Raw genomic sequence first — 22,099 nt, forward strand, 5'->3', positions numbered from 1 at the left:
AAATGGTCAGTTAGATCTAACGTCGGCGCCAGCGGCTTAATTTGCCGCTGGCGCTTCACTCAATAAGATTGTCAGACCACTAGATGGCGGGGTATTGCGCCGCCAAAGGTCTGACCACTGGATCAATGTACCTATTAATTTAACGTATCTATCAAGTCCAAGTACTTATCAAGTCCAAGTACTTATAACGTTAATGTACCTATCAGGTTGTATGGCTCATGGTCTGCGCTTGGTGGCCAGTGCTTTGCGAAAAGGAGCGCACTAATGCAAGTTCTCGTTTGTTCAAAACCGCATCACCTCGAGCTAAGCCAGGCCAGCCGCCCAGCATGCACCCCTGGCCACGCGGTTGTTCGTATTCGCCGTATCGGTATTTGCGGTACGGATATTCACGCCTACGGTGGCAACCAGCCCTATTTTGAATATCCACGGGTATTAGGCCACGAACTGGCGGGGGAAGTGATCGAGACCGGGGACGAGCAATCGCAGCATTGGGTCGGTAAGAATGTTTACGTGATTCCTTATCTACATTGTGGTGAATGTCGCGCTTGCCTGCAGGAAAAAACCAACTGCTGCCAGCACATGCAGGTCATTGGTGTGCATCGAGACGGTGGTATGGCGGAGTACTTAGCCGTTCCAACCAGCCACCTTGTGGTCTCAAAAACGTTGAGCCTTGATCAGCTAGCGCTAGTGGAATGTATGGCTATTGGCGCGCATGCGGTACGACGTAGTCAGCTGCAGGCGGATGAGCTGGCCGTCGTCGTTGGCGCCGGTCCTATTGGAATGGGCGTGCTGCAGGTAGCTAAGAGCCGTGGCGCACGTACGCTGATGGTAGACACTAATGCCTCACGGTTAGCTTTTTGCCGCGATGTGCTGGGCGCCGATGCCGTTGCGAATCCCTTGGAAGATGATGTTGCTGAACGCATCAGCCAATTGAACGGCGGGGCGCTGGCAGAGGTTGTTTTCGATGCAACCGGCAATCCTCGTGCGATGGAGGCAGGTTTCGATCTTGCCGGCCATGGCGGCCGCTATGTGCTGGTCAGTATCGTCAAAGCCGACATTGCATTTAATGATCCTGATTTCCATAAGAAAGAACTGACGCTGATGGGCAGCCGCAATGCGACGCCTGAGGACTTTGCCTGTGTCGTGTCGCTCATGGAAAGTGGCGCTATCAATGCCGATGCGATGATTACGCATCGTGCACCGCTCAGGGATGTGCCCGCCAAAATGCCGCAGTGGTGTGATCCTGCCAATCACGTCATTAAAGCCATGATCACCATCGATACTGACGAGGCGCACTCATGAGTGACCTGATTGCGACGCAAACGCCCCATCTCACCCTGCGGGTCCACGCGCTGGATAATGTCCGAGTGGCACTCACCGACCTGCCTGCAGGCACGGTGGTTGAAGATCAAGACACACAGATTACTCTCCCTGGCCCCGTGCGCCATAAGCACAAGTTCGTACTGGGTGACATGGCGGTTGGTGATTTGGTTGTCATGTACGGCGTCACGGTGGGTAAAGTGACTCAGCCTATTGCCGCAGGCGGCGCTATTACCACCGAAAACCTAGTGCATTCAACGGATGATTTGCCTGCGAATAGCCAGCAAACCGCGTGGCAGCCGCCGGCGGTCACCGCATTCGAGAAGACCACGTTCGACGGCTACCACCGCCCCGATGGCCGAGTTGGAACGGCCAATGTGTGGCTCGTAGTGCCGTTGGTGTTTTGTGAAAACCGTAATATTGAGGTGCTTCGCCAGTGTGTCGCTGACGCGCTGGGTGATGATCCTTTTCAAGACTACAAGCGCATGGCGCGCCAGTTATTGCATGGCGACAGTGCGGCTGAGTCTACGACGTCTTCAAATGAGCGTTTATTTCCTAACGTTGATGGCGTGCGTTTTCTGGTTCATCAGTTGGGCTGTGGTGGTACGGACGGCGATGCCGAGGCGCTCTGTCAGCTGCTGGCAGGCTATATTTGTCACCCCAACGTAGCGGGAGCAACGGTGCTGAGCCTGGGCTGTCAGAAAGCGCAGATCACCATGCTACAAAATGCTATCGCAGAGCGTGACCCAGCGGTCTACAAGACCGTTAGCTATTTCGAACAGCAGCGCTCTGAGAGTGAAGAAGTGTTAATTCGTGATGCGTTAACGGCTATTTTTGATGGCCTCAAGCAGGCCAATCAAGTCACCCGGCAGCCCGCACCGCTTTCTGAGCTCACGCTAGGCGTTGAGTGCGGCGGTTCGGATGGTTTTTCCGGGCTTTCTGCCAATCCGCTAGTGGGCGCAGTTGTTGATCGTTTAGTGGCGCTGGGTGGCAGCGGTATTTTGAGTGAGTTTCCTGAGCTGTGCGGTGTCGAGCATGAGCTGCTGGCGCGCTGTAGTGATCCAAACGTTGCCGAGCGGTTTAGCTCGCTGATGGCGGCCTATCAGCGTCATGCCCATGCGGTCGGCGCAGATTTCTCTATGAACCCTTCGCCGGGCAACGTGCGTGATGGCTTGATCACCGATGCGATGAAGTCAGCCGGGGCTGCCAAAAAGGGTGGCGATAGCCCGGTGGTTGACGTACTTGATTACACCGAGCCCATGACGCGTAAGGGGCTTAATCTACTGTGCACCCCAGGCAATGACGTGGAGTCGACGACAGGCTTAGTGGGCTCCGGCGCCAACCTTGTACTGTTTACGACCGGATTGGGTACGCCGACCGGGAACCCAGTTGCGCCGGTGCTGAAAATTGCCAGCAACAGCGAGCTCGCTAGCCGTATGAGCGACGTAATCGATTTTGATGCCGGTCCTATTATTCGCGGTGAAACCGATATCGCGACACTGGCTGATGAGCTGCTGACGATGTGTATCGACACCGCATCGGGGCGCTATGTCACCAAAGCAGTGCGGCTTTCACAGTTGGACTTTATTCCCTGGAAGCGGGGCGTCTCGCTGTGAGTCTCTCGCTGCATCAAGCAAGCATCGTTCAGTTTGGCACCAGCCGGTTTCTGCTAGGCCACGTGGCCGCCTTTGCTGGCGAGGCCATAGCTCAAGGGGTTAGCCAAGAGGCCGTACTGGTAGTGCAGACCTCTGATCGTCCGGAAGGCAAAGCCAAAGCCTCGGCCTTGGCGCAGCAGGCTAGCTACCCTTTACATGTTAAAGGCTTGCGCGACGGCTTACCTGTCGATGAGCAGTATGCCGTTGTCAGTGTGGCCGGCTGTATGGTGGCTGCACAAGAGTGGGCGTCATTAGCGCGCCACTTTATCGAAACGGCCCGCTGGGTGGTGTCCAATACGGGCGATAGCGGCTATCAGGTCGCCAATGATTCCAGCTTGGCGGACGTGCCTTCAAGTTTCCCAGGCAAACTTACCAAGCTGCTTTATGCGCGTTTTCAGGCAGGGCGGCCAGGGCTGACGATGCTTCCTTGCGAGTTGATTAGCCGCAACGGTGACGTACTAAAGGAGCTTGTCGCTACCTTGGCTCGACTGGACTATCAAGATACCGACTTTGACGCATGGCTGGTGTCCCAGTGCTGCTGGGTCAATACGCTGGTGGATCGTATCGTTTCAGCGCCGCTTGAACCCGTCGGCGCCGTTGCCGAACCCTACGCGCTTTGGGCCGTGCAACAAACGCCAGGCCTAGTCATGCCGTTTGAACATTCTGCCGTGCAAGTGGTGAACTCACTGCAGCCTTATGAATTACGCAAACTGCATATTCTCAATCTGGCGCACAGTTACCTGATAGATCAGTGGCGCTATCTGGGTTTGGGTGAATCAATAACCTACGTAAGAGAAGCCATGCAGGAGCCGCGGCTGCGTACGGCGCTTAATGAGGTGATAGCAGAGGAGGTGCTGCCCACATTATCCCGTGAGCTGCCCGACATGGACTTACAAAGCTACTGGCAGAGCACGCTGGAGCGATTCGATAATCCATATCTGGATCACCGCTTAGAAGATATCGCGAACTATCACCACGACAAGCTGGAACGTCGTTTGAAACCCGTGGTGAGCATGGCTAAACAACACAACATTCTAACGCCTCGGCTTGAAAAGGCGCTTGAGCGATAAGCATTGGCAACCGCGGCTTACCACGTGTTTGGCCGTCACTATTACTGCAGTTAAACAAAAAAAGTGGAGTACTACATGCGCCTTAATAAACTCACTCTTGCTATTACGCTTGCGACCGCAACCAGTATTGGCATTGTTAGCACCGCGAATGCCAGCACGGTCATTCGCGTGGCTTATGGCAACCAGCCCGGCGAGCCGGTGGACGTTGCTGTCAACCAGTGGGCCGAATGGGTGAACGAGGCTAGTAACGGTGAGCTGGAGCTGAAAGCGTTCCCCGCCAGCCAGCTAGGCTCGGAAACCGATGTAATGGAGCAGGCGCGGTTTGGCTCAGCCATTATTTCGATTACCGCCTACAGTAATTTTCTTGACTCGGTGCCTGATCTTGCGGTTTTAGATGCGCCGTATTTAAGCGAAGACTTCGACTCTAAACTCAAGGTTTTTGACTCCGAGTGGTTTGCTGAGCAAATGACCCTGCTGCAGTCGTCCGGTTACCACATTGTCATCCCTAACGCGGTGTATGGCGTTCGCCATCTGCTCACGCGTGAGCCGGTTAATACGCCGGAAGACCTCGACGGTGTAGGCGTGCGCGTGCAGAACTCGCAGATGTATGTCGAAGCGGTTCGCGCCATGGGCGCAACGCCGACGCCTATGTCGCTGGGTGATGTCTATCCCGCCTTGGCTCAGGGAATGGTCGATGGTGTCGAAAACCCGGCTGCCGTGCTTTACGGCGGAAAATTTTATGAAGTGATCAAGCACCTGAGCTTAACGGCGCATATGCACACCGTCGCGCCTTTCGTTACCGGCCAGGCCTTCTGGGAACAGCTGGATGAAGAGCAGCAGCAAATTCTGACCGATACAGGCCAGCAAATGGCTGAATACCTGGCTGAGCTTGTCGCTGAAGATAGTGAGCAGGCGCTTGAGAAGCTGCGTAGCGAAGGCGTGGAGATTCACGAAATAGATACCACTCCTTTCCGTGAGCGGGCAGCCGAGCAAATTCCCTCCGCTTTTCCGCAGTGGACCGACGGTCTTTACGACAACGTCTACAAGATTATCAACGGCTGATTAGCGTGTGATTTTATGGCTCCCCGGCGTGCCGGGGAGCCTAATCGAGGAGGCTGGTATGAAGCGTATTTTTACGTGGCTGGATCGGGTCATGCGCCTTGATGAGGTTATCGCCACCGCCGCTGTTTTTGCTCTTTTCCTGGTGGCTATTAGCAACATATTTATGCGCTATCTATTTGGTTCGCCGCTGGCATGGACAGAAGAGATACTCCAATTGCTGCTGGTCTGGGCCACCTTTTTAGGCGCCAGTGCGCTGGTAAGGCGCCGTGAGCATGTGTTTATCAGCTTCGTTACCGACAAGCTTCCACCTCGCTTAGCGCATTGGAATGAGCAGGTGTTCAGCGTTGGCATCATTTTGATCAGTGCCTTGGTCATGCTGTATTGGGGAACTCAGCTGCTTAGCTTCTCAGCGTTTCGCAGCACGCCGATGCTGCAAATTCCCTATTACTGGATTCACGTAGCCATCCCTGTCAGCGCGGTGGTGATGATTTATCACTGTGTGGTCCGGCTGATTCAGCGACATACACCATAGGAGCTCAATCAAATGGCTGTGAGTATTGCTATTGGCGCACTGTTTTTGCTGTTTCTTGTAGGGACACCCGTCGCCTTCGCGCTGTTTTTTTCTACTTTTCTGTACTTCATTGTCGGGGCCGATCAGCCGACGATGTTGCTGATTCAACGTCTGGCAGGAGGCTTGGAATCCGTATCGTTATTAGCGATACCGTTTTTCATTATGGCCGGCGTATTCATGAACTATTCCGGCATTACGGACCGGCTGCTTAAATTAGCAGAGCTGCTTACGCGGCGTATGCACGGTGGGTTGGCGCAGGCCAACGTCCTGCTAAGTACCTTTATGGGTGGGCTATCTGGCTCTAACATTGCCGATGCCGCGATGAACTCAAAACTGCTGGTGCCTAGCATGACCGCTAAAGGCTATCCCAAGCCTTTTTCCAGTGCAGTAACGGCAGCTTCGTCGTTAATTACTTCTACTATCCCCCCCGGTATTGCATTGATCGTCTATGGCTACGTCAATAACGTATCGATTGGGAGGTTATTTCTAGCGGGGGTAGTGCCCGGCGTATTGATGGCCATCAGTTTAATGGTCTTGGTATCTTATTTATGCCGTCGGAATAACTACCAGCCGCCTGAGCGCAGCAAAGTGACGCGCCATGAATGGGTTAGCGTCACACGGGCTGGCATCATCGCTTTAATGCTGCCGCTGGTTGTGATCGGGGGTATTCGTATTGGTGTCTTCACGCCAACTGAAGCTGGCGCTATTGCGGTGCTCTATGCGCTGATTGTGGGTGTCTTTGTTTACAAGCAGATGTCGGTCAAGAGCATTGCGCTGGCCACCAATGAGTCACTGTTGGCATCGGTCAATGTGCTATTTATCATCGCTGTCGCTTCGGGCTTTGCGCGTTTTCTTACCTGGGAGCAGATCCCTCAAGAAATCGCTATGCTGTTGTCTTCAGAGGTGGGTAGTGCCATTGTCTTCCTGCTTTTGGCCAACTTGCTGCTGCTGGTGCTGGGAATGTTCCTGGAGGGCAACGCGATATTGATTGTGCTGTCTCCGTTATTAGCCCCTGTGGCCGCTCAGTTCGGCATCGATCCGGTTCACTTTGGTATCATTTTTATCATTAATGCCACGATTGGAACCATAACGCCGCCCTTGGGCACGGTCATGTTCACTACCTGCAGCATCACAGGCGTCAAGGTTGCGGACTTTATACGTGCGGTCATGCCATTCTGGATGGTGATGGTAGGCATACTGCTGCTGACAACCTTTGTGCCAGCGATCTCTCTTGCTCTGCCCGCGTTAGTTTTCTAACCGTTCTGTTTATATCCCTCCGCTTGTCTAAATAGATAAAGGCGCAGAAGATTCTTCTGCGCCTTTATCCTTGAAATTGCCACATTCAGTCACCGACGAGACAGCCGTTCGGGTCTATAATGTGTCACAAGCATTGGGCGATTTGACAGACGTGAGTCGAGGTGGCCGTTATGACAGGAAACGTTCGAAATACTGCAGTGTTGGGAAGTGCCGTTTTGCTAGGCGGACTGCTCGCATTGGGGCTAGTGTGGAGCGGCAGCTACATCAAAGGTGCGGCTGAGGTATGGCAGCAGTCGTCGCGTAGCGTCACCGTGCGGGGGTTGGCCGAGCGAGACGTCGAGGCCGACTTGGTATTGTGGCCGTTTAACTACACGGTGAGCGCCAATAGTTTAAGCGATCTAGAGCAGCAGCTAAGCAATGGCGAAGGGGCGATTCGAGATTTTCTTCAGGCTCAAGGCTTTGCCCCAGAGCATGTGAGCTCGACACCGCCGAGAATTACCGATCAATTCAGCAATCAGTATGGTGCTCAGCGCCCGGATGAACGCTATCGCGCAGAAGCGACGCTGCTGCTGCGCTCACCCGACGTTGAGGGCGTGATTGAAGCGATTCCTAACGCGACCTCGTTAGTGCGAGAAGGCGTACTGCTTTCACCTAGCTACGAATACCGCACGGAATTTCTGTTTACGGGCCTTGATGCCATTAAGCCAGAAATGATTGCGGCCGCAACGGCAGATGCACGTAACGCTGCACAGCAGTTTGCTGAAGATTCGGGTAGCCAAGTGGGTCAGATACGCCAAGCGACCCAGGGCTACTTTTCGATTGATGATCTAGATAGCTACACGCCGCAAACCAAGCGGGTGCGCGTTGTGACGACGGTCGACTACTCGCTCCAGGATTGAGCCTTACAGCGTCGCTATTTAGGCGGTGTAATCGATGACGGTGATGGTATAAAACGTATAGCCGTTAGGCGTAAGCACTTTTGCTTCTTCACCGACCTGTTTACCTAGCAGTGCTTTGGCCATGGGGGCATCGATACTGATCCAGCGCTTTTTGGTATCGATCTCATCGTGGCCAACAATTCTAAGATGTACCTGCTCACCGTTTTCATCTTCCAGGCTCACGTAGGCACCAAAAAACACTTTGCTGGTGTCGGCGGGGAGACGATCAACAATTTGCAGCTCATCCAAACGCGTCGTCAGGTAACTAATACGCGCAATCACGCGATTTAGCTCTTTCTTATTGTAGGTGTAATCAGCGTTTTCACTGCGATCGCCCTGGGCTGCGGCTTCGCCGACTTTGGCAGAAATTTCCGGGCGTTTAACGCGTGACAGGTGATCTAAAATAGCGCGTAAGCGTGAAGCGCCCTCGCTGGTAATCAGGTTGCTCTTAGGGGCTTGACGCGGATCTTTTGCTGGATCGCGCCAGCGGGTCATGTTGCGGCCTTTCATTACCGGTTCCCTATTATGTATCGAGCTATCTACCTTACGTTAATTGCGGGAAGCATACCAAGCAACATGCTACTGGCGAATCATTCAAACGTTCGTTACATTGTTGGAGAGGCCCGCCGTTGTTAGGTCTCAACGGGACAACAATAATTTAGGAGCATGTATGCAAACTCTGTCTTTTTCACGTCTATCTTTAAAGCGTTCATTAATGGCTATCCTCATTGGCAGCGCGCTTACGCTGTCACCCCTTGCCGCCACGGCCTTTGAAGACGAGCTGTTCTCGCTGAAGAATCGCTGGGAACATACCGTTACCGACATGCCGGCGAATGAGCGGGAAAGCACGCTGAAGGCGCTGGCAGTAGAAGCGGGGCAGCTGGCGGAGCAACAGCGCGATAACGCCGACGTGCTGGTCTGGCAGGGCATTATATTGGCGTCTTATGCCCGTGAACGGGGCGGTTTAGGTGCGCTGGGCACCGCGGGGGATGCTCGTGATGTGCTTGAACGGGCAATTGAGATTGATCCCCAGGGTAGCAATGGCTCGGCTTATGTCACCCTGGGTGCTTTATACGACCGTGCGCCGGGGCGCCCCATCGGTTTTGGTAATAGCGATACCGCCGAGCGGATGTTCCAACGTGCTTTAGAGATACGCCCAGACGGCATTGATGTTAATTATTATTACGCTGCTTTTCTAAAAGAAGAGGGCAATGAACAGGCCGCGCGGGAGCATGCTCAGCGCGCGGTGGAGGGCACGGCCCGCGATAGCCGACAGGCGTCTGATGAAGCCTTGCGTCGTGATGCGCAGGCAATACTAAGCGATCTTTAACCTACCGGCTGAATTGGCATTCCCAGTGGCAAGCATTGATAATAGCGGCATTATCATCACTGGGAGTGCCTCATGGCGACCCGCTCTAAGAACGTATCTTCTCCAGGCTCCGCGCAGCCAGCCGCTCCTTTTAAAAACACCACGCTTAGCGTTGCGCTGTTAAATAGCGCCGATGTTCAGTTGTTCAAGCGTGAAACGCTGCACCAGGGGTTTTTTCGTCTCGATGGGCTAGAGCTTCGCCACCGCCTATTTGAAGGCGGTTGGAGCGAGCCTATGCGCAGAGAAGTGCATAGCCGCTTTGATGCTGTAGGGGTGCTGCTCTACGACCCAGAGCGCGATTCATTGGTGTTAATCGAGCAGTTTCGTGCGGGCGCTATTGATGATGCTTTATCGCCCTGGAAGTTAGAATTTGTGGCTGGCTTAGTGGAAAAAGGCGAGTCGCTGGAAGACGTTGCCCGCCGAGAGGCGTGGGAAGAGGCCGGCTGTAAAGTGACGGAGCTAACCAAACTGCATACTTACTACCCCAGCCCCGGTGCCTGCAACGAGCAAGTGACACTATTTTGTGGTTTGGTAGATACCCAAGGATTAGGCGGCATTCATGGGTTAGATGAAGAGCATGAAGATATTCGTGTCCACGTGGTGCCTTTTGCTAATGCTTGGGAACTCTTGGGCCTGGGAAGACTCGACAACGCCATGTGTTTGATTGGGCTACATTGGTTAAATAGCCAACGAGCGTCACTGCGCGCCGCGTCACAGCGGGCGTCGACTTAACGTAAAATACATGCAAAAGCGAAAAAAATGAGGAGTGAACATGGCGAGAACGGCCTATGTCACCGATTTAAAATCGCTCCAGGGGGAGTGCAGCGCCAACTACTTACGTTTGGTGCGGCTGGTCGGCGATATGGAGGCCGGCCAGCGCCGTGATATCGCCCTGCGGGGAGATAAGCAGCATTTTGGCGACTTGCATCTTTATATTCACGAGCAGGCGCCTTACACCACGATGGTGGATGTTTTTCAAAGCGGGCCGTTAGATACCGTCATGGAAAGCCCGCGTATGCGTGTGCATCTTTATCACGATGTACGCATGGCGGAAGTGACCGATTTTCAACGCGAGCGTCATTTTAACGGCCGCTATCGGTATCCCAATGCCCGCATGCATCAACCGGATGAAAAGCTTCAGCTAAATCGCTTTTTAGGTGAATGGTTGGCCCATGGCCTTGCCCACGGCCACAGCATTGACGTGCCGGAGATTCCCTAATGCGCCTAGTGCAAATTACCGATGCCCATCTTTACGCTGATATCAATGCGCGCTCTCGGGCGGGCGTGCCCTGGCGGCAGTTTCAGCAGGTGCTCAGTGCGGTGACGGATGAGCAGCCTGATATCGTGCTATTCAGTGGCGATATCAGCCAAGACGAGTCCGCCGCTTCTTATGCCTTAGCGGTTCAGGCAATGGACACACTGCCGTGCCCCTGGTATTGGCTGCCAGGCAATCATGATCAGCTGGTGTTAATGACCGCCGAGCGCCCGCTGATTGACGACCTAGCGTGTGGTTCGTGGCGTTTGCTGCTGCTTGATACACACGTGGAGGGCAAGCCTTTTGGGGAGCTGGGCAACGAGCGGCTAGCGGCATTAGATGAGCAGCTAAAAGCAGATGATCGGCCGACGCTGATTGTGATGCACCACCCGCCGGTGGACGTTGGCGCCGCGTGGATGGACGCCATTGGCCTGCAAGATAGAGAAGCTTTTTGGCAGCTGTTGAGCGCGTATCCTCAGGTTAGGATCATCCTGTTTGGCCATGTACACCAAGCCTATGCTCGGCGTCATGAAATAAGTAGCCATGAAGTGGGCCACCATGAAATAGGCGTATACGGCTGCCCGGCAATGGCCGATCAGTTTTTACCGGGGGCTGAGCATTTTGCGATTGATGAAGCGTCGCGGCCCGGCTATCGGGTGATCGACCTAGACGGAAGTGAGTGGCAGACCTGGGTCGAGCGAGTCGCGGTATAGCTAATTTATGGCTATGAATATCTCGATAGGCGATAAAGATATAAAAAGATAGTTATTAATTCTTTTGGGTTATTATGGGCTCGGCGTTACCCTACCTGCATTCGAACGTACATTTTAAGAACGTACACTGTATTTAATAGCTTGTACGACGAGCTAGTTCTTGCGAGGTATGGGCCATGACCCAATTTTCTACACTGTCCTCAGAGATGCCGTCTTCCAAGACGGTATCTTCAGCGCCGCTGCGCGAGGTTTCTGTTACACCTGACGCCGCGCGCTTGACCCACCTTAAGCAATTAGAAGCTGAGTCTATCCATATCATTCGCGAAGTTGCGGCTGAGTTTTCCAATCCGGTCATGATGTACTCGATCGGCAAAGACTCTTCGGTCATGCTGCATCTAGCGCGCAAAGCTTTTTATCCCGGTACGCCGCCATTCCCGCTGATGCACGTGGACACCACGTGGAAATTTCGCGAGATGATCGAGTTTCGTAACCGCATGGCGGCAGAAGCGGGTATGGAGCTGATCGTGCATACCAATGAAGAGGGGCGGGCTGCCAATATCAACCCGTTCGATCACGGCAGCGCCAAATACACCGACATCATGAAAACTCAGGCGCTCAAGCAGGCGCTAGACAAGCATGGATTTGATGCCGCTTTTGGCGGCGCGCGCCGCGATGAAGAGGCGTCGCGGGCCAAAGAGCGCGTTTACTCATTTCGCGACAAATATCATCGCTGGGATCCTAAAAATCAGCGCCCTGAGCTGTGGAATGTGTATAACGCCAAGGTCAATAAAGGCGAGTCAATCCGTGTGTTTCCGCTTTCCAACTGGACCGAGCTGGATATCTGGCAGTACATCTACCTAGAGTCGATCCCTATTGTGCCGCTGTACTACTCGGCCAAGCGCCCGGTGGTCGAGCGCGACGGTATGCAGGTGATGGTTGACGACGATCGCCTGCCGCTGGCGCCAGGTGAAGTGCCGGAAGAAAAGTCCGTGCGGTTTAGAACGCTTGGCTGCTATCCACTGACCGGTGCCGTGGAATCCGAAGCCGCGACGCTTCCAGAAATAATTCAAGAGATGCTGCTGACCCGAACGAGCGAGCGAAGTGGCCGTGCTATTGACCGCGATCAAGTCGGTTCGATGGAGAAGAAAAAGCGCGAAGGCTATTTCTAAAGGCTATTTCTAAAGGAGTAGGGCCAATGTCACATCAATCGAATTTAATCGCTGACAATATCGAGCAGTATCTGCACGAGCACGAAAACAAAGACCTGCTGCGTTTCATCACCTGCGGCAGTGTCGACGACGGAAAATCTACCCTGATTGGGCGTTTGCTACACGATTCGAAAATGATCTTCGAAGATCAGCTGGCAGCTATTACCCAAGCCTCTAAAATCAATGGCACCACCGGTGATACCGTCGATTTGGCGTTGTTAGTGGATGGCTTGCAGTCAGAGCGCGAGCAAGGCATCACGATCGATGTGGCGTACCGTTTTTTCTCCACTGATAAACGCAAGTTTATTATCGCCGATACGCCGGGGCACGAGCAGTACACGCGTAACATGGCCACCGGTGCCTCAACGGCAAGCCTGGCGATTATTTTAATCGATGCCCGCTACGGCGTGCAGACGCAAACTCGTCGCCATAGCTTTATTGCCGACCTGCTGGGTATCCAGCATTTGGTGATTGCGGTCAATAAAATGGATTTGGTGGGTTTTTCCGAGCAGCGTTTTAACGAAATAGTGGCTGAATACCGCGCGTTTGCCACGAACCTTCAGGCGCCGGACATTCGCTTTGTGCCTATGTCCGCGCTTAATGGCGATAACGTAGTTAATCGCAGCGAGCAAACGCCCTGGTACTTCACCGCCGACTACCAAGGGAAAACGCTGATTGAACTACTTGAAAGCGTTGAAATTAGCCGCGATCAGAATCTCAGTGATCTGCGCTTGCCAGTCCAGTACGTGAACCGTCCAAATCTTGATTTTCGCGGCTACTGCGGCACCTTAGCGGCGGGCGTATTGCACTCTGGGCAAGCTATTAAAGTGCTGCCTTCGGGTAAAGTGTCCACGGTGGCAAGAATCGTGACCTTTGATGGTGATCTCGCGGCGGCTTATCCAGGTCAGGCAATTACCGTTACCTTGGAAGATGAGATCGATATTTCACGCGGCGACTGGATCGTGGCCGCGGAAAGCGAGCTGCCGCTCTCAAATACCTTTAAAGCCGATATTGTCTGGATGCAGGAAGAGGCATTAACCCCCGGCAAGCTTTACGATTTCAAACTAGCAACGCGCGATCTTTCCGGCCAAGTCAGTACCATTGATTATCAAATCGATGTGAATACGCTAGAAAAGCATGCCACGGACTCGCTCGGGCTCAATGCTATCGCTCGTTGTGATGTTGAATTGACCGCCGCTATTCCAGTTGATGATTATCGCACCAGCCCTGGTACCGGCAGCTTTATCATCATTGATCGGCTGACCAACGTGACTGTCGGTGCTGGAATGATTAGGGGAGCCGCCGGTGAACCTAGCGTTGCGGCCAATGCAACCGACTGGGCGGCCTTTGAACACGACCTCAATGCGCTGGTTCGAAAGCATTTTCCCCATTGGGAAGCTAACGATATTAGTAAGCTGTTAACGCGATAAACCGCCATGGGCTATTAATAAATAGCTCTAAAGTGCAGTTTTTAAAAGCGGCATACAGCAAAACGGCACGCCCTGAGGGCGTGCCGTTTTGTTTAGGCGGGAAAGGGTTACTCAGCGTTAGGGAAAAACAGTTGCTGCCCATCGACTTCGAAATCGGCAATCGCTTGCTGACCTTCTTTAGAGACTAGCCATTCGTGCCACTGGGCGGCGAGATCATGCTTCAAGTGCGGGTGACGTTCTGCTGAAAGCAGCAGGCTACCGTATTGGTTGAACAGCGCCTCGTCACCTTCAAACAGCAGCGTTAAGTCCTGCGGGTTTTCAAACGCAACCCAGGTAGCGCGATCGGTGAAGGTGTAAGCATCCATTCCCGCGGCGGTGTTTAGCGTGGGCCCCATGCCGCTGCCCAGCTCACGATACCACTCACCTTGCGGTGTTATTCCAGCGTCTTCCCACAACCGTAGCTCTGCGCGGTTGGTTCCGCTATCGTCACCGCGCGAGGCGAAAGGAGATTCGCTTTCAGCGATTTGCTGCATGGCATCGACAACCGTTTCGCTGTCACTAATGCCGGCGGGGTCATCACTGGGGCCCACAATCACGAAATCGTTGTACATCACATTCAGGCGTTCCGTGGCGTAACCGTCGGCCACAAACTGCTCTTCACCTGCCGTGTCGTGAACCAACAGGCTATCGGCATCGCCACGACGACCTATTTCGAATGCTTGACCGGTGCCTACGGCCACGACGCGTACGTCAATTCCGGTTTTTTCAGTAAACGCGGGAATAATGGCGCCAAACAGGCCCGAGTTTTCAGTAGAGGTCGTCGAGGCCAGCGTAATGTAGTCATCGTCTGCTAGCAGCGTGCCGCTCCACGTTAGGCTTAGAGCGCCAGCGGTTATCAGTGCGGTAGTCTTATTCATTGTAGTGCTCCTTGAGCGCTGCTCATCATTGCCAGGATTTATCCATGCTGTATTTCATCAATGCTATGGTTCATCAGTGCTAATGTGAAGCAAAGCCAGCGTTACCAGACCAGCTCGCCGCGAATAAACGCGCTTGCTTCGCGGGAGGCGGGTGCGGAAAAAAACTGCTTGGCGGGGGTGTGTTCAAGCAAATGCCCATTATGCAGAAACACGACGTCATCGGCTAAGCGGCGTGCTTGGTGCAGGTCATGGGTGGACATCACGATGCGTGTGCCTCGGCGATGAAACTCGAGCACTGCATCTTCAACGGCCTTGATGGCCGCGGGATCTAGTGCGGAGGTAGGCTCATCGAGAAACAGTACCTGCGGATTCAGCAGCCAGGCCCGCGCTAGCGCTAGTCGTTGCTGCTCCCCGCCAGATAGTACCCGCGCAGGGCGCTGCGCTAAATGCGCTAAACCAAACGTATCCAGTGCCTGCATGGCCTGGGCTTTGCGAGAAATACTGTGACCTGCTGTGCGGTTGAGCGCTGGCCGCAACGTTTTGTTAATGGCGAGGACATAGGTGAGATTATCAAGCGCTGAGCGACGCAGCAGCACTGGGCGCTGAAATACCATGGCCTGAGTAGGGGCTGTGCCTTGCCAACCCACAGCACCGCTGGTGGGGGGCAGTAAGCCATGAGCTAGGCGCATTAGCAGGCTTTTTCCTGCACCGTTAGGGCCCATGATCAGCGTACGCTGGCAGCCCGATAGGCGAAGCGTGGTGGGCTTTAGTAACGTATGGCCACGATGCGTGAACGCAGCGCCGTCAAATGCAAGCGTCGCCACCGGAGGCGGTTGGCTTGCATTCATCCCAACCTCTTTTTGGCCGTTTCGCCGATCATGTGCGCGATAGCGTTAATCATCGTCACCAGGATGAGTAAAATAATCCCTAAGCCGAGCGCCATGGGCAGATTGCCCTTGCTGGTTTCTAAGACAATGCTGGTAGTCATCACGCGAGTGACTCCATCGATATTGCCACCTACAATCATGACCGCGCCTACCTCTGCGCTGGCGCGGCCAAAGCCCGCCAGAATGACTGTTAGAAGCCCAAAGCGCGCATCCCACAGCAGCGTTGGAATCATGCGTGGGCGGGTCAGTCCTAATGATTGCAGCTGCTCGGCATACTCGCTATGCAGCGTTTCAATCTGCTGGCGGGTCAGTGCGGCGATGATGGGCAGTACTAAAATGACCTGAGCGATAACCATGGCGGTGGGCGTAAATAGCAGCCCCCAGCTGCCTAATGGGCCGGCGCGTGAAAGCAGTAGATATACGCACAGTCCTGCTACGACGGGTGGCAGTCCCATTAATGCATTGAGAACGATGATAACGGCATTACGCCCTGGGAACCGCCAAAGGGCGAGAGCTGCACCTAAGGGCAACGCTAATAGACTGGCGATCACTACCGCCATGAGTGATATCTGCAGTGACAGCATCACGATGGAAATGAGCGCGCTGTCCATACTCAGAATGAGAGCGAGGGCAGTGCTAAAGGCATTGTCACTGGTTAGCATAGTGGCTGGTTGGCATGGAACGTAGGCATCATTCTTATGTGTAATTAAGCATGATGTACTGAACAGCCCATAATTGCACACCCGACGGGCATTAATTGTGCATCGTTATTCATCAGCGTTAAGCGATTAGCAGGAGTGCTTGACGCTGTTACTATATACGCCAAACTGATATTGGACGGCTGCCGTCTATCATCACGAAAAGGAATGCATGATGAATCAATCATTGAATGGCCCCGTTTACGCTGGTCAACACGCTTGATGGGCTTAATGCGCCGGTGGGCAAGCTTTGTAAAAAGGGTAGTGCACATTATTGCCAAGCCTATTAAGGGCGACAGTGGCCGTGGCGGCATGGTGGTTCACCCCTATCGAGGTTATGGCTCGCAGAATGAAGTGTTTGTCATGGGGCGAGTCTTTCGTCAGGCTGCCTTAGGCCGCGCTATCCCTCGGCATGGAATGCTGCGTGATACTGCCGACGTTGCACGCCGGATTTTTCGTCGCGGCCTGGCCAATGCCCAGGTTGAAATTCATCTTGGCGAAAATCAACTCTGTGTCGGCACCGATCGGGATGGCTACTTCGACATGCATCTGCCGATCAGTCATACCCTGCCTATTGATGTATCGTGGCATCGTGCCGATATTCTGGTCCATTGCCAGGGCGAGACGCCGGTACGTACTCACGTTGAAGTCTACGTACCACCGCCTGAAGCGGACTTACTGGTGATCAGTGATATCGACGACACCGTCATGTTCACCGGCGTGGCGGAAAAGCTTAAAATGCTTTATCGCCTGTTTGTAAAAAAACCTCACCGCCGTACTGCATTTCCCGGCGTAGCGGCGCTTTATCAAGCGCTACATCGTGGCGCTAGTGAACGCATCGAAAGGCCCATTTTGTATGTCTCCCGCGGACCTTGGGCAATTTACGAGATGCTTGAAATCTTTTTTCAGATTAACCGTATCCCCGTCGGTCCTATTCTGTTTCTTCGCGAGTGGGGGATCTCTTGGCGACGCCCCTGGCCGCGCCGTGCGGAAGACCATAAGCGTGATCTGATCGACCGAATGCTTACCCTTTACAATGATATGCCGTGTATTTTAATCGGCGACAGTGGGCAGCACGATCCAGAGGTCTATATCGAGATCGTGAAAGCCTACCCGCATCGTATTAAGGCTATCTATATCCGGCGAGTTGATAAAGACCCTGCGCGTGAAGAAGCTATTCAGCGGCTGCGTGATGAGCTGGCCGGTACCGAGTGTGATTTGGTGCTAGCTGCCGACAGCGTGCTGATCGCTGAGCATGCCTACGCTCAGGGCGATATCTCAGCCCATGGCTTAGCGGCGGTGAAGCGCGATGTTGAAGAACATCGCAACGATCCTGATCCTACCTAAACAGCTTGGGGCACTGAGTCTGCCCCTTCATTTGTGGTGAATTGCCATGGTCATTGTGTTAATCGTGCTGGCACTGGCTATTTTTGTGCTCCCCAATGTATGGGCTAAGTGGGTGCTCAAACGACATACGCGTGGCCGGGATGACTACCCTGGAACGGGGGCTGAACTTGCTGAACACTTGCTGCGTCGACTAGGCGTTCAGGGCGTTAACGTAGAACGCACTGAATATGGGGATCATTACGACCCAGAAGCGCGCTGTGTGCGTCTTTCGCCTGATCATTATGATGGCCGATCGCTAACGGCGGTGACAGTGGCTGCCCATGAGGTTGGTCATGCTATTCAGCATCATCAAGGCTATTCACTGCTGCTGGCACGCAGCCGTTTAGTGGGGGTCGCCCAAAAGGCTGAGAAGCTTGGCGCTATTTTAATGATGGCCGCGCCTTTTCTATTCCTATTAACGCGGCTGCCTGGCGGGTTGGCAATCGTGGTTGCCTTGGCGGTGATCAGTTTCGGTACCGCCGCGCTGGTGCATCTAGTGACGCTTCCCGTGGAGTTTGACGCAAGCTTTAACCGGGCGCTGCCGCTGCTGAAGGAATACGTGCCGCCTAATGACATGGCCGGCGCGCGGCACGTGCTTACCGCCTGCGCCTTTACCTATGTCGCGGCATCACTCGCTAGCGTCATGAATCTAGGCCGCTGGCTGGTGATTTTAAGGCGCTGAGACTAGCCGGCTTTCTTGATAATAGTTTATTAAAAAGGGCTTGTTGAAAATGACATGCCTAGAAAGACTTATTAGCCAAAATCACCGCTCTACGAGGCGCCGGGTAGCCTTCGATGGTTCGGGTGCGGTCATTAGGGTCAAGAAAGTCTGCCAGTGACTGATAGGTCATCCATTCGGTTGAACGCTGCTCTTCCAGCGTGGTGATGGCTTCATCGACTATCCGCACATTGGTGAAGCCGCAGCGCTCCAGCCAGTGGCACAGCGCTTTTGATGAAGGCAGAAAGTAGACATTTGGCATCGCGGCGTAACGCTCGCCGGGAACAAACACCGTTTGCGCATCGCCTTCCACGACCAGTGTTTCCAGCACCAGTTCGCCGCCAGGCGCCAAGGCTGCTTTAAGCTGCTGAAGATGTTCAAGCGGGGCGGGGCGATGATAGAGCACGCCCATAGAGAATACCGTGTCGAAAAAGCCTAGATTCTCGGGCACATCTTCTATGCCGACGGGTAAAAACTGCGTTCTCCCGCCGTCGGCATCGCCTACAAAGTGGCGAACTGCCTGAAACTGCCAATAAAAACGTGGCGATGGATCGATAACGAGTACGAGCGCTGCGCCGGCCCCGGCCATCCGCCACGCGTGATAACCGCTACCCCCTCCGACATCCAGCACCTTGCGATACTTTAGCGGCGCCAAATGCGGTAAGACTCTTTGCCACTTCCAGTCTGAACGCCACTCTGTATCAATATGAATCCCGCCCAGCTGAAAAGGTCCTTTGCGCCAGGGGGCGAGCTTTTTAAGTAGATTAAAACATTGGCGCTGCTGGCTATCATTGAGTGCGAGCTCAACGCTGACGGTATCGCTGTTGAGATCAACGTTACGTTCGCTAGGCAGCGCGGGCAGTTTGGCAACGGCCTTTTCCCAGGCGGGAAGATCGCCGTGGCGATTCCGGTCAAGCCCCTGGGCAAGCTGCTCGGGCAGTTTGGCGAGCCAGGCGGTGAGCGACTGGTCGATGACCGCTTGATCCAAAAAAGCTTGGTAAAGGGCGCGATGATGCTCGGGTAAATCCACCTCAGCCCTCCTTAAAAGCGATCAGCGAGGCAAAGTTCAGGTACTGAAACCACGTTACCGAGCGGGGAAATCCTGCGTTTGCTAAACGCCCGTGAAGCGCATCCAGCGTATCGGGTACCAGCACGTTCTCAAGTGCGGTGCGCTTCTGGCTGATTTCTAAGTCGCTGTAACCATTGGCACGTTTAAAGTCATGGTAGCGTTCAACGCGCCAGGCGTTGTCGCGTTCGTCTGCGTCCACGGTTTTTTCTGAAAGAATTAGCACGCCGCCGGGCTCTAGCGCTGCGTACAGTTTCGCTAACAGGGCATCGCGATCAGCCGCGGGAAGAAACTGCAGCGTAAAGTTGAGAATGATCAACCCAGATGGCGCATACTCAAGCGTGCGAATATCGGCCTCTTCCACCTGCATGGCGTGATCAGAGCACTCTACAAGGAAGGTTTGGCGTGCCTGGCTTACCATGGCGGGTGAAAGGTCGATCCCGGTATAGCGAAAAGCGTCTGGTTCCAGCGTGCCTGCCAGGGCAAGCCCTGAAGCGCCAAGCGAGCAGCCTAAGTCATAAACGTGGGCGCCATGGCGCAAATGGCGCTGGGCAATCAGACTCAGCATGCCAAGAATTTGCCCGTAGCCAGGCACCGATCGACGAATCATGTCAGGAAAGCACGCGACCACCTTTTCATCGAATGAAAACCGCGCTACTCGGTCAAGGGGTGTCGAAAAGATAGCGTCACGGTAAGATGCATCACTCATGGGCAAGCCGGGATCATGGATAGGGCGTAATAGTTTACCCGCCCTGATATGTCTATAACAGACCCTGCTGCATGGATCGACGCCACTGGAGATATCACATGGCCTCAGCATCAAGCGCTACTCCCGATACGTTACCCGCTTGGCAGACGTTGAAGCATCATGCGCAAGCGCTGCAGAACGTTCACTTGAAAACGCTGTTTGGCACCGAGCCTTCGCGGTGGGAAAGCTTCACTCGCCAAGTGGCGGGCTTAACGCTGGATCTTTCCAAGCAGCGTTGGGATGACGATACCCTAGAGCATCTCTTTACGCTGGCCACTGAAGCGGGCGTGCCTTCGGCGATAGAGGCATTGCTTAGCGGCAAGCGTGTGAACGTCAGTGAAAATCGGCCCGCTTTGCATACGGCGTTGCGCTTGCCCGCCGATGCAACGCTGGACGTAGAAGGGGATGATATCGTTGCCGCGGTGCAGGAAAGCCTTGCCCAAATGGAAAGCCTAGTCAGCCGTTTGCACGCCGGGCAGTGGCGTGGCGCGACCGGCAAGCCGATTCGCGATGTCGTCAATCTAGGTGTGGGCGGCTCTGACTTAGGCCCATTGATGGTAACCCACGCTCTGGCTGACTTTCGCCCCAAAGGTATTCATCCCGTAGAAGTGCACTTTGCTTCCACGATGGATGGCTCGCAGCTTGCCGACTGCTTAAGCCGCTTAAATCCTGAAACGACCATTTTTGTTTTGTCCTCTAAGTCGTTTACGACCATCGACACGCTGTCTAACGCCAATACTGCCCGTGAGTGGCTCTTGGGTCGGTTAACGCAGCATGGTTCGACGCCTATTAGTGCTGAGATGGTTGTGCGCCAACACTTTATTGGCGTTTCGGCGAGCCCGGATAAAATGACCGAATGGGGCATTACGCCAGACCATCAATTAACCTTCTGGGAGTGGGTCGGTGGGCGCTATTCGTTGTGGGGAACCATTGGACTGCCGATTGCACTCGTAGTGGGGATGGATAATTTTCGCGAACTCCTAGCCGGTGCCCATGCCATGGATCGGCATTTTGCCGAAGCGCCGATGGAAGATAACTTGCCCATACTGCTTGGGCTGGCCGGCATCTGGAACGTCAACTTTCTGGACATTCGCGCGCATTCTATTTTGCCCTACGACGGGCGGCTGGAATATTTCGCGGCCTATCTCGAACAGTTAGAAATGGAGTCCAACGGTAAGTCGGTTACCCGCCAAGGCCAGCCGGTTAACTACTCCACCTGCCCGGTGCTCTGGGGGCAGCTAGGCCCTAATGCTCAGCATGCGTTTTATCAATTGCTACATCAGGGCACTCAGCCTGTGGTATGCGACTTCATTGCGCCGCTTAAGCGCTATGATGAAGTAGAAGACCCGGATACCCGTCGTGACCTTAAAACCCAGCACCGTTTATCGCTGGCTAACTGCTTTGCTCAGTCGCGTGTGCTGATGCTGGGTGACGACGCTTTAGAAGACGACGGGCCGCGTCCGGAGCACAAGCGCTATCGTGGCAACCAGCCTTCGACTACGGTGCTGCTTGACCAGCTAACACCGTTCACGCTGGGGGCGCTCATCGCGCTCTACGAGCACAAAGTATTTGTTCAAGCGGTGATTTGGGATATCAACCCCTTTGACCAGTGGGGCGTAGAATTAGGTAAGAAAATTGCCACGGATACGCAAAAAATTATTGATCATCAAGGTGATATTTCACTCATGGATGCTTCTAGCCGCGGCCTGATTGAGGCGTTTTGGGCCGCTGAGCAAGAATAAGTAATGGCCCTGCCACCGTGCGGCAGGGCTACTCTGACGCTTTGCCAATAAGCATGGCTAGATATACAGCTTTTTGCTTTTCAGCTATC

General features: G+C 54.1%; 22 protein-coding genes. 16 read left to right on the plus strand and 6 right to left on the minus strand.

The features are described from left to right. Positions 1 to 264: 264 nt before the first annotated feature. From ACT3TF_RS05120 to ACT3TF_RS05150, 7 genes are all read left to right on the plus strand, one after another. Positions 265 to 1,302 carry a zinc-binding alcohol dehydrogenase family protein gene (locus ACT3TF_RS05120; protein ID WP_444671713.1) on the plus strand — a complete coding sequence of 346 codons (1,038 nt, stop codon included), beginning with the start codon at positions 265 to 267 and terminating at the stop codon, positions 1,300 to 1,302. Next, positions 1,299 to 2,936, plus strand: coding sequence for a UxaA family hydrolase (locus tag ACT3TF_RS05125; protein WP_444671714.1), 1,638 nt, complete (start codon positions 1,299 to 1,301; stop codon positions 2,934 to 2,936). The genes ACT3TF_RS05120 and ACT3TF_RS05125 overlap by 4 nt, the downstream gene beginning before the upstream one ends. Then, complete coding sequence (locus ACT3TF_RS05130; RefSeq protein WP_441686549.1) at positions 2,933 to 4,045, plus strand: mannitol dehydrogenase; 1,113 nt, start codon at positions 2,933 to 2,935, stop codon at positions 4,043 to 4,045. Before ACT3TF_RS05125 ends, ACT3TF_RS05130 begins: the two co-directional genes overlap by 4 nt. A 75-nt stretch (positions 4,046 to 4,120) precedes the next feature. Continuing rightward, positions 4,121 to 5,107 (plus strand): C4-dicarboxylate TRAP transporter substrate-binding protein, encoded by a 987-nt coding sequence (locus ACT3TF_RS05135; RefSeq protein ID WP_444671715.1) that lies wholly within the window; start codon positions 4,121 to 4,123, stop codon positions 5,105 to 5,107. A 58-nt stretch (positions 5,108 to 5,165) separates the two neighbouring features. Then, positions 5,166 to 5,639, plus strand: a complete 474-nt coding sequence (locus ACT3TF_RS05140) for a TRAP transporter small permease (RefSeq protein WP_096280974.1) — start codon at positions 5,166 to 5,168, stop codon at positions 5,637 to 5,639. 12 nt (positions 5,640 to 5,651) lie between these two features. Further along, positions 5,652 to 6,935, plus strand: coding sequence for a TRAP transporter large permease (locus ACT3TF_RS05145; protein ID WP_096280972.1), 1,284 nt, complete (start codon positions 5,652 to 5,654; stop codon positions 6,933 to 6,935). Between the two features lie 170 nt (positions 6,936 to 7,105). Continuing rightward, the gene (locus tag ACT3TF_RS05150; RefSeq protein WP_441686550.1) at positions 7,106 to 7,834 is read left to right on the plus strand and encodes an SIMPL domain-containing protein; all 729 of its coding nucleotides are present in this window, start codon (positions 7,106 to 7,108) and stop codon (positions 7,832 to 7,834) included. An 18-nt stretch (positions 7,835 to 7,852) separates the two neighbouring features. Here the strand turns inward: ACT3TF_RS05150 and greB are convergent, their stop codons facing one another. Further along, positions 7,853 to 8,383 carry a transcription elongation factor GreB gene (greB, locus tag ACT3TF_RS05155; RefSeq protein WP_441686551.1) on the minus strand — a complete coding sequence of 177 codons (531 nt, stop codon included), beginning with the start codon at positions 8,381 to 8,383 and terminating at the stop codon, positions 7,853 to 7,855. A gap of 160 nt (positions 8,384 to 8,543) precedes the next feature. Between greB and ACT3TF_RS05160 the strand changes: the two genes are divergently transcribed. The 6 genes from ACT3TF_RS05160 to cysN all read left to right on the plus strand — a co-directional run bounded on the left by ACT3TF_RS05160 (position 8,544) and on the right by cysN (position 13,848). Further along, positions 8,544 to 9,203 carry a TRAP transporter TatT component family protein gene (locus ACT3TF_RS05160; RefSeq protein ID WP_444671716.1) on the plus strand — a complete coding sequence of 220 codons (660 nt, stop codon included), beginning with the start codon at positions 8,544 to 8,546 and terminating at the stop codon, positions 9,201 to 9,203. Between the two features lie 72 nt (positions 9,204 to 9,275). Continuing rightward, positions 9,276 to 9,974, plus strand: coding sequence for an NUDIX domain-containing protein (locus tag ACT3TF_RS05165; protein ID WP_441686553.1), 699 nt, complete (start codon positions 9,276 to 9,278; stop codon positions 9,972 to 9,974). A gap of 40 nt (positions 9,975 to 10,014) precedes the next feature. Continuing rightward, positions 10,015 to 10,461 carry a DUF1249 domain-containing protein gene (locus tag ACT3TF_RS05170; RefSeq protein WP_096280962.1) on the plus strand — a complete coding sequence of 149 codons (447 nt, stop codon included), beginning with the start codon at positions 10,015 to 10,017 and terminating at the stop codon, positions 10,459 to 10,461. Continuing rightward, the gene (locus tag ACT3TF_RS05175; RefSeq protein WP_444671717.1) at positions 10,461 to 11,210 is read left to right on the plus strand and encodes a phosphodiesterase; all 750 of its coding nucleotides are present in this window, start codon (positions 10,461 to 10,463) and stop codon (positions 11,208 to 11,210) included. Before ACT3TF_RS05170 ends, ACT3TF_RS05175 begins: the two co-directional genes overlap by 1 nt. Positions 11,211 to 11,386: 176 nt before the next feature. Then, entirely contained in the window at positions 11,387 to 12,379 is a 993-nt protein-coding gene (gene cysD, locus ACT3TF_RS05180; protein WP_412767929.1) for a sulfate adenylyltransferase subunit CysD, read from the plus strand. 26 nt (positions 12,380 to 12,405) lie between these two features. Next, positions 12,406 to 13,848, plus strand: a complete 1,443-nt coding sequence (gene cysN, locus ACT3TF_RS05185) for a sulfate adenylyltransferase subunit CysN (protein WP_444671718.1) — start codon at positions 12,406 to 12,408, stop codon at positions 13,846 to 13,848. Between the two features lie 107 nt (positions 13,849 to 13,955). Here the strand turns inward: cysN and ACT3TF_RS05190 are convergent, their stop codons facing one another. From ACT3TF_RS05190 to ACT3TF_RS05200, 3 genes are all read right to left on the minus strand, one after another. After that, complete coding sequence (locus tag ACT3TF_RS05190) at positions 13,956 to 14,765, minus strand: substrate-binding domain-containing protein (RefSeq protein WP_441686556.1); 810 nt, start codon at positions 14,763 to 14,765, stop codon at positions 13,956 to 13,958. Between the two features lie 101 nt (positions 14,766 to 14,866). Then, on the minus strand, positions 14,867 to 15,613 hold the full coding sequence (locus ACT3TF_RS05195; RefSeq protein WP_441686557.1) for an ATP-binding cassette domain-containing protein: 747 nt from the start codon (positions 15,611 to 15,613) through the stop codon (positions 14,867 to 14,869). Continuing rightward, entirely contained in the window at positions 15,610 to 16,314 is a 705-nt protein-coding gene (locus ACT3TF_RS05200) for an ABC transporter permease (protein ID WP_444671719.1), read from the minus strand. Before ACT3TF_RS05200 ends, ACT3TF_RS05195 begins: the two co-directional genes overlap by 4 nt. A 267-nt stretch (positions 16,315 to 16,581) precedes the next feature. Between ACT3TF_RS05200 and ACT3TF_RS05205 the strand changes: the two genes are divergently transcribed. Together ACT3TF_RS05205 and ACT3TF_RS05210 are read left to right on the plus strand one after the other, a co-directional pair. Then, positions 16,582 to 17,697, plus strand: coding sequence for an App1 family protein (locus tag ACT3TF_RS05205; RefSeq protein WP_444671771.1), 1,116 nt, complete (start codon positions 16,582 to 16,584; stop codon positions 17,695 to 17,697). A 46-nt stretch (positions 17,698 to 17,743) separates the two neighbouring features. Then, positions 17,744 to 18,418, plus strand: coding sequence for a zinc metallopeptidase (locus tag ACT3TF_RS05210; protein ID WP_444671720.1), 675 nt, complete (start codon positions 17,744 to 17,746; stop codon positions 18,416 to 18,418). A 58-nt stretch (positions 18,419 to 18,476) separates the two neighbouring features. On the opposite strand, the gene cmoB is transcribed toward ACT3TF_RS05210, so the two are convergent. Both cmoB and cmoA read right to left on the minus strand, forming a co-directional pair. Then, positions 18,477 to 19,484 carry a tRNA 5-methoxyuridine(34)/uridine 5-oxyacetic acid(34) synthase CmoB gene (cmoB, locus tag ACT3TF_RS05215; protein WP_444671721.1) on the minus strand — a complete coding sequence of 336 codons (1,008 nt, stop codon included), beginning with the start codon at positions 19,482 to 19,484 and terminating at the stop codon, positions 18,477 to 18,479. A 1-nt stretch (position 19,485) separates the two neighbouring features. Then, positions 19,486 to 20,229, minus strand: a complete 744-nt coding sequence (gene cmoA / locus ACT3TF_RS05220) for a carboxy-S-adenosyl-L-methionine synthase CmoA (RefSeq protein WP_444671722.1) — start codon at positions 20,227 to 20,229, stop codon at positions 19,486 to 19,488. A 98-nt stretch (positions 20,230 to 20,327) separates the two neighbouring features. On the opposite strand from cmoA, the gene pgi reads away from it, so the two are divergent. Further along, a complete protein-coding gene (pgi, locus tag ACT3TF_RS05225; protein WP_444624765.1) occupies positions 20,328 to 22,010 on the plus strand; it encodes a glucose-6-phosphate isomerase in 1,683 nt (560 codons plus the stop codon). Positions 22,011 to 22,099 lie beyond the last annotated feature (89 nt).

The sequence above is a fragment of the Halomonas sp. AOP25-F1-15 genome (assembly GCF_052378675.1).
GTDB lineage: Bacteria > Pseudomonadota > Gammaproteobacteria > Pseudomonadales > Halomonadaceae > Vreelandella > Vreelandella casei.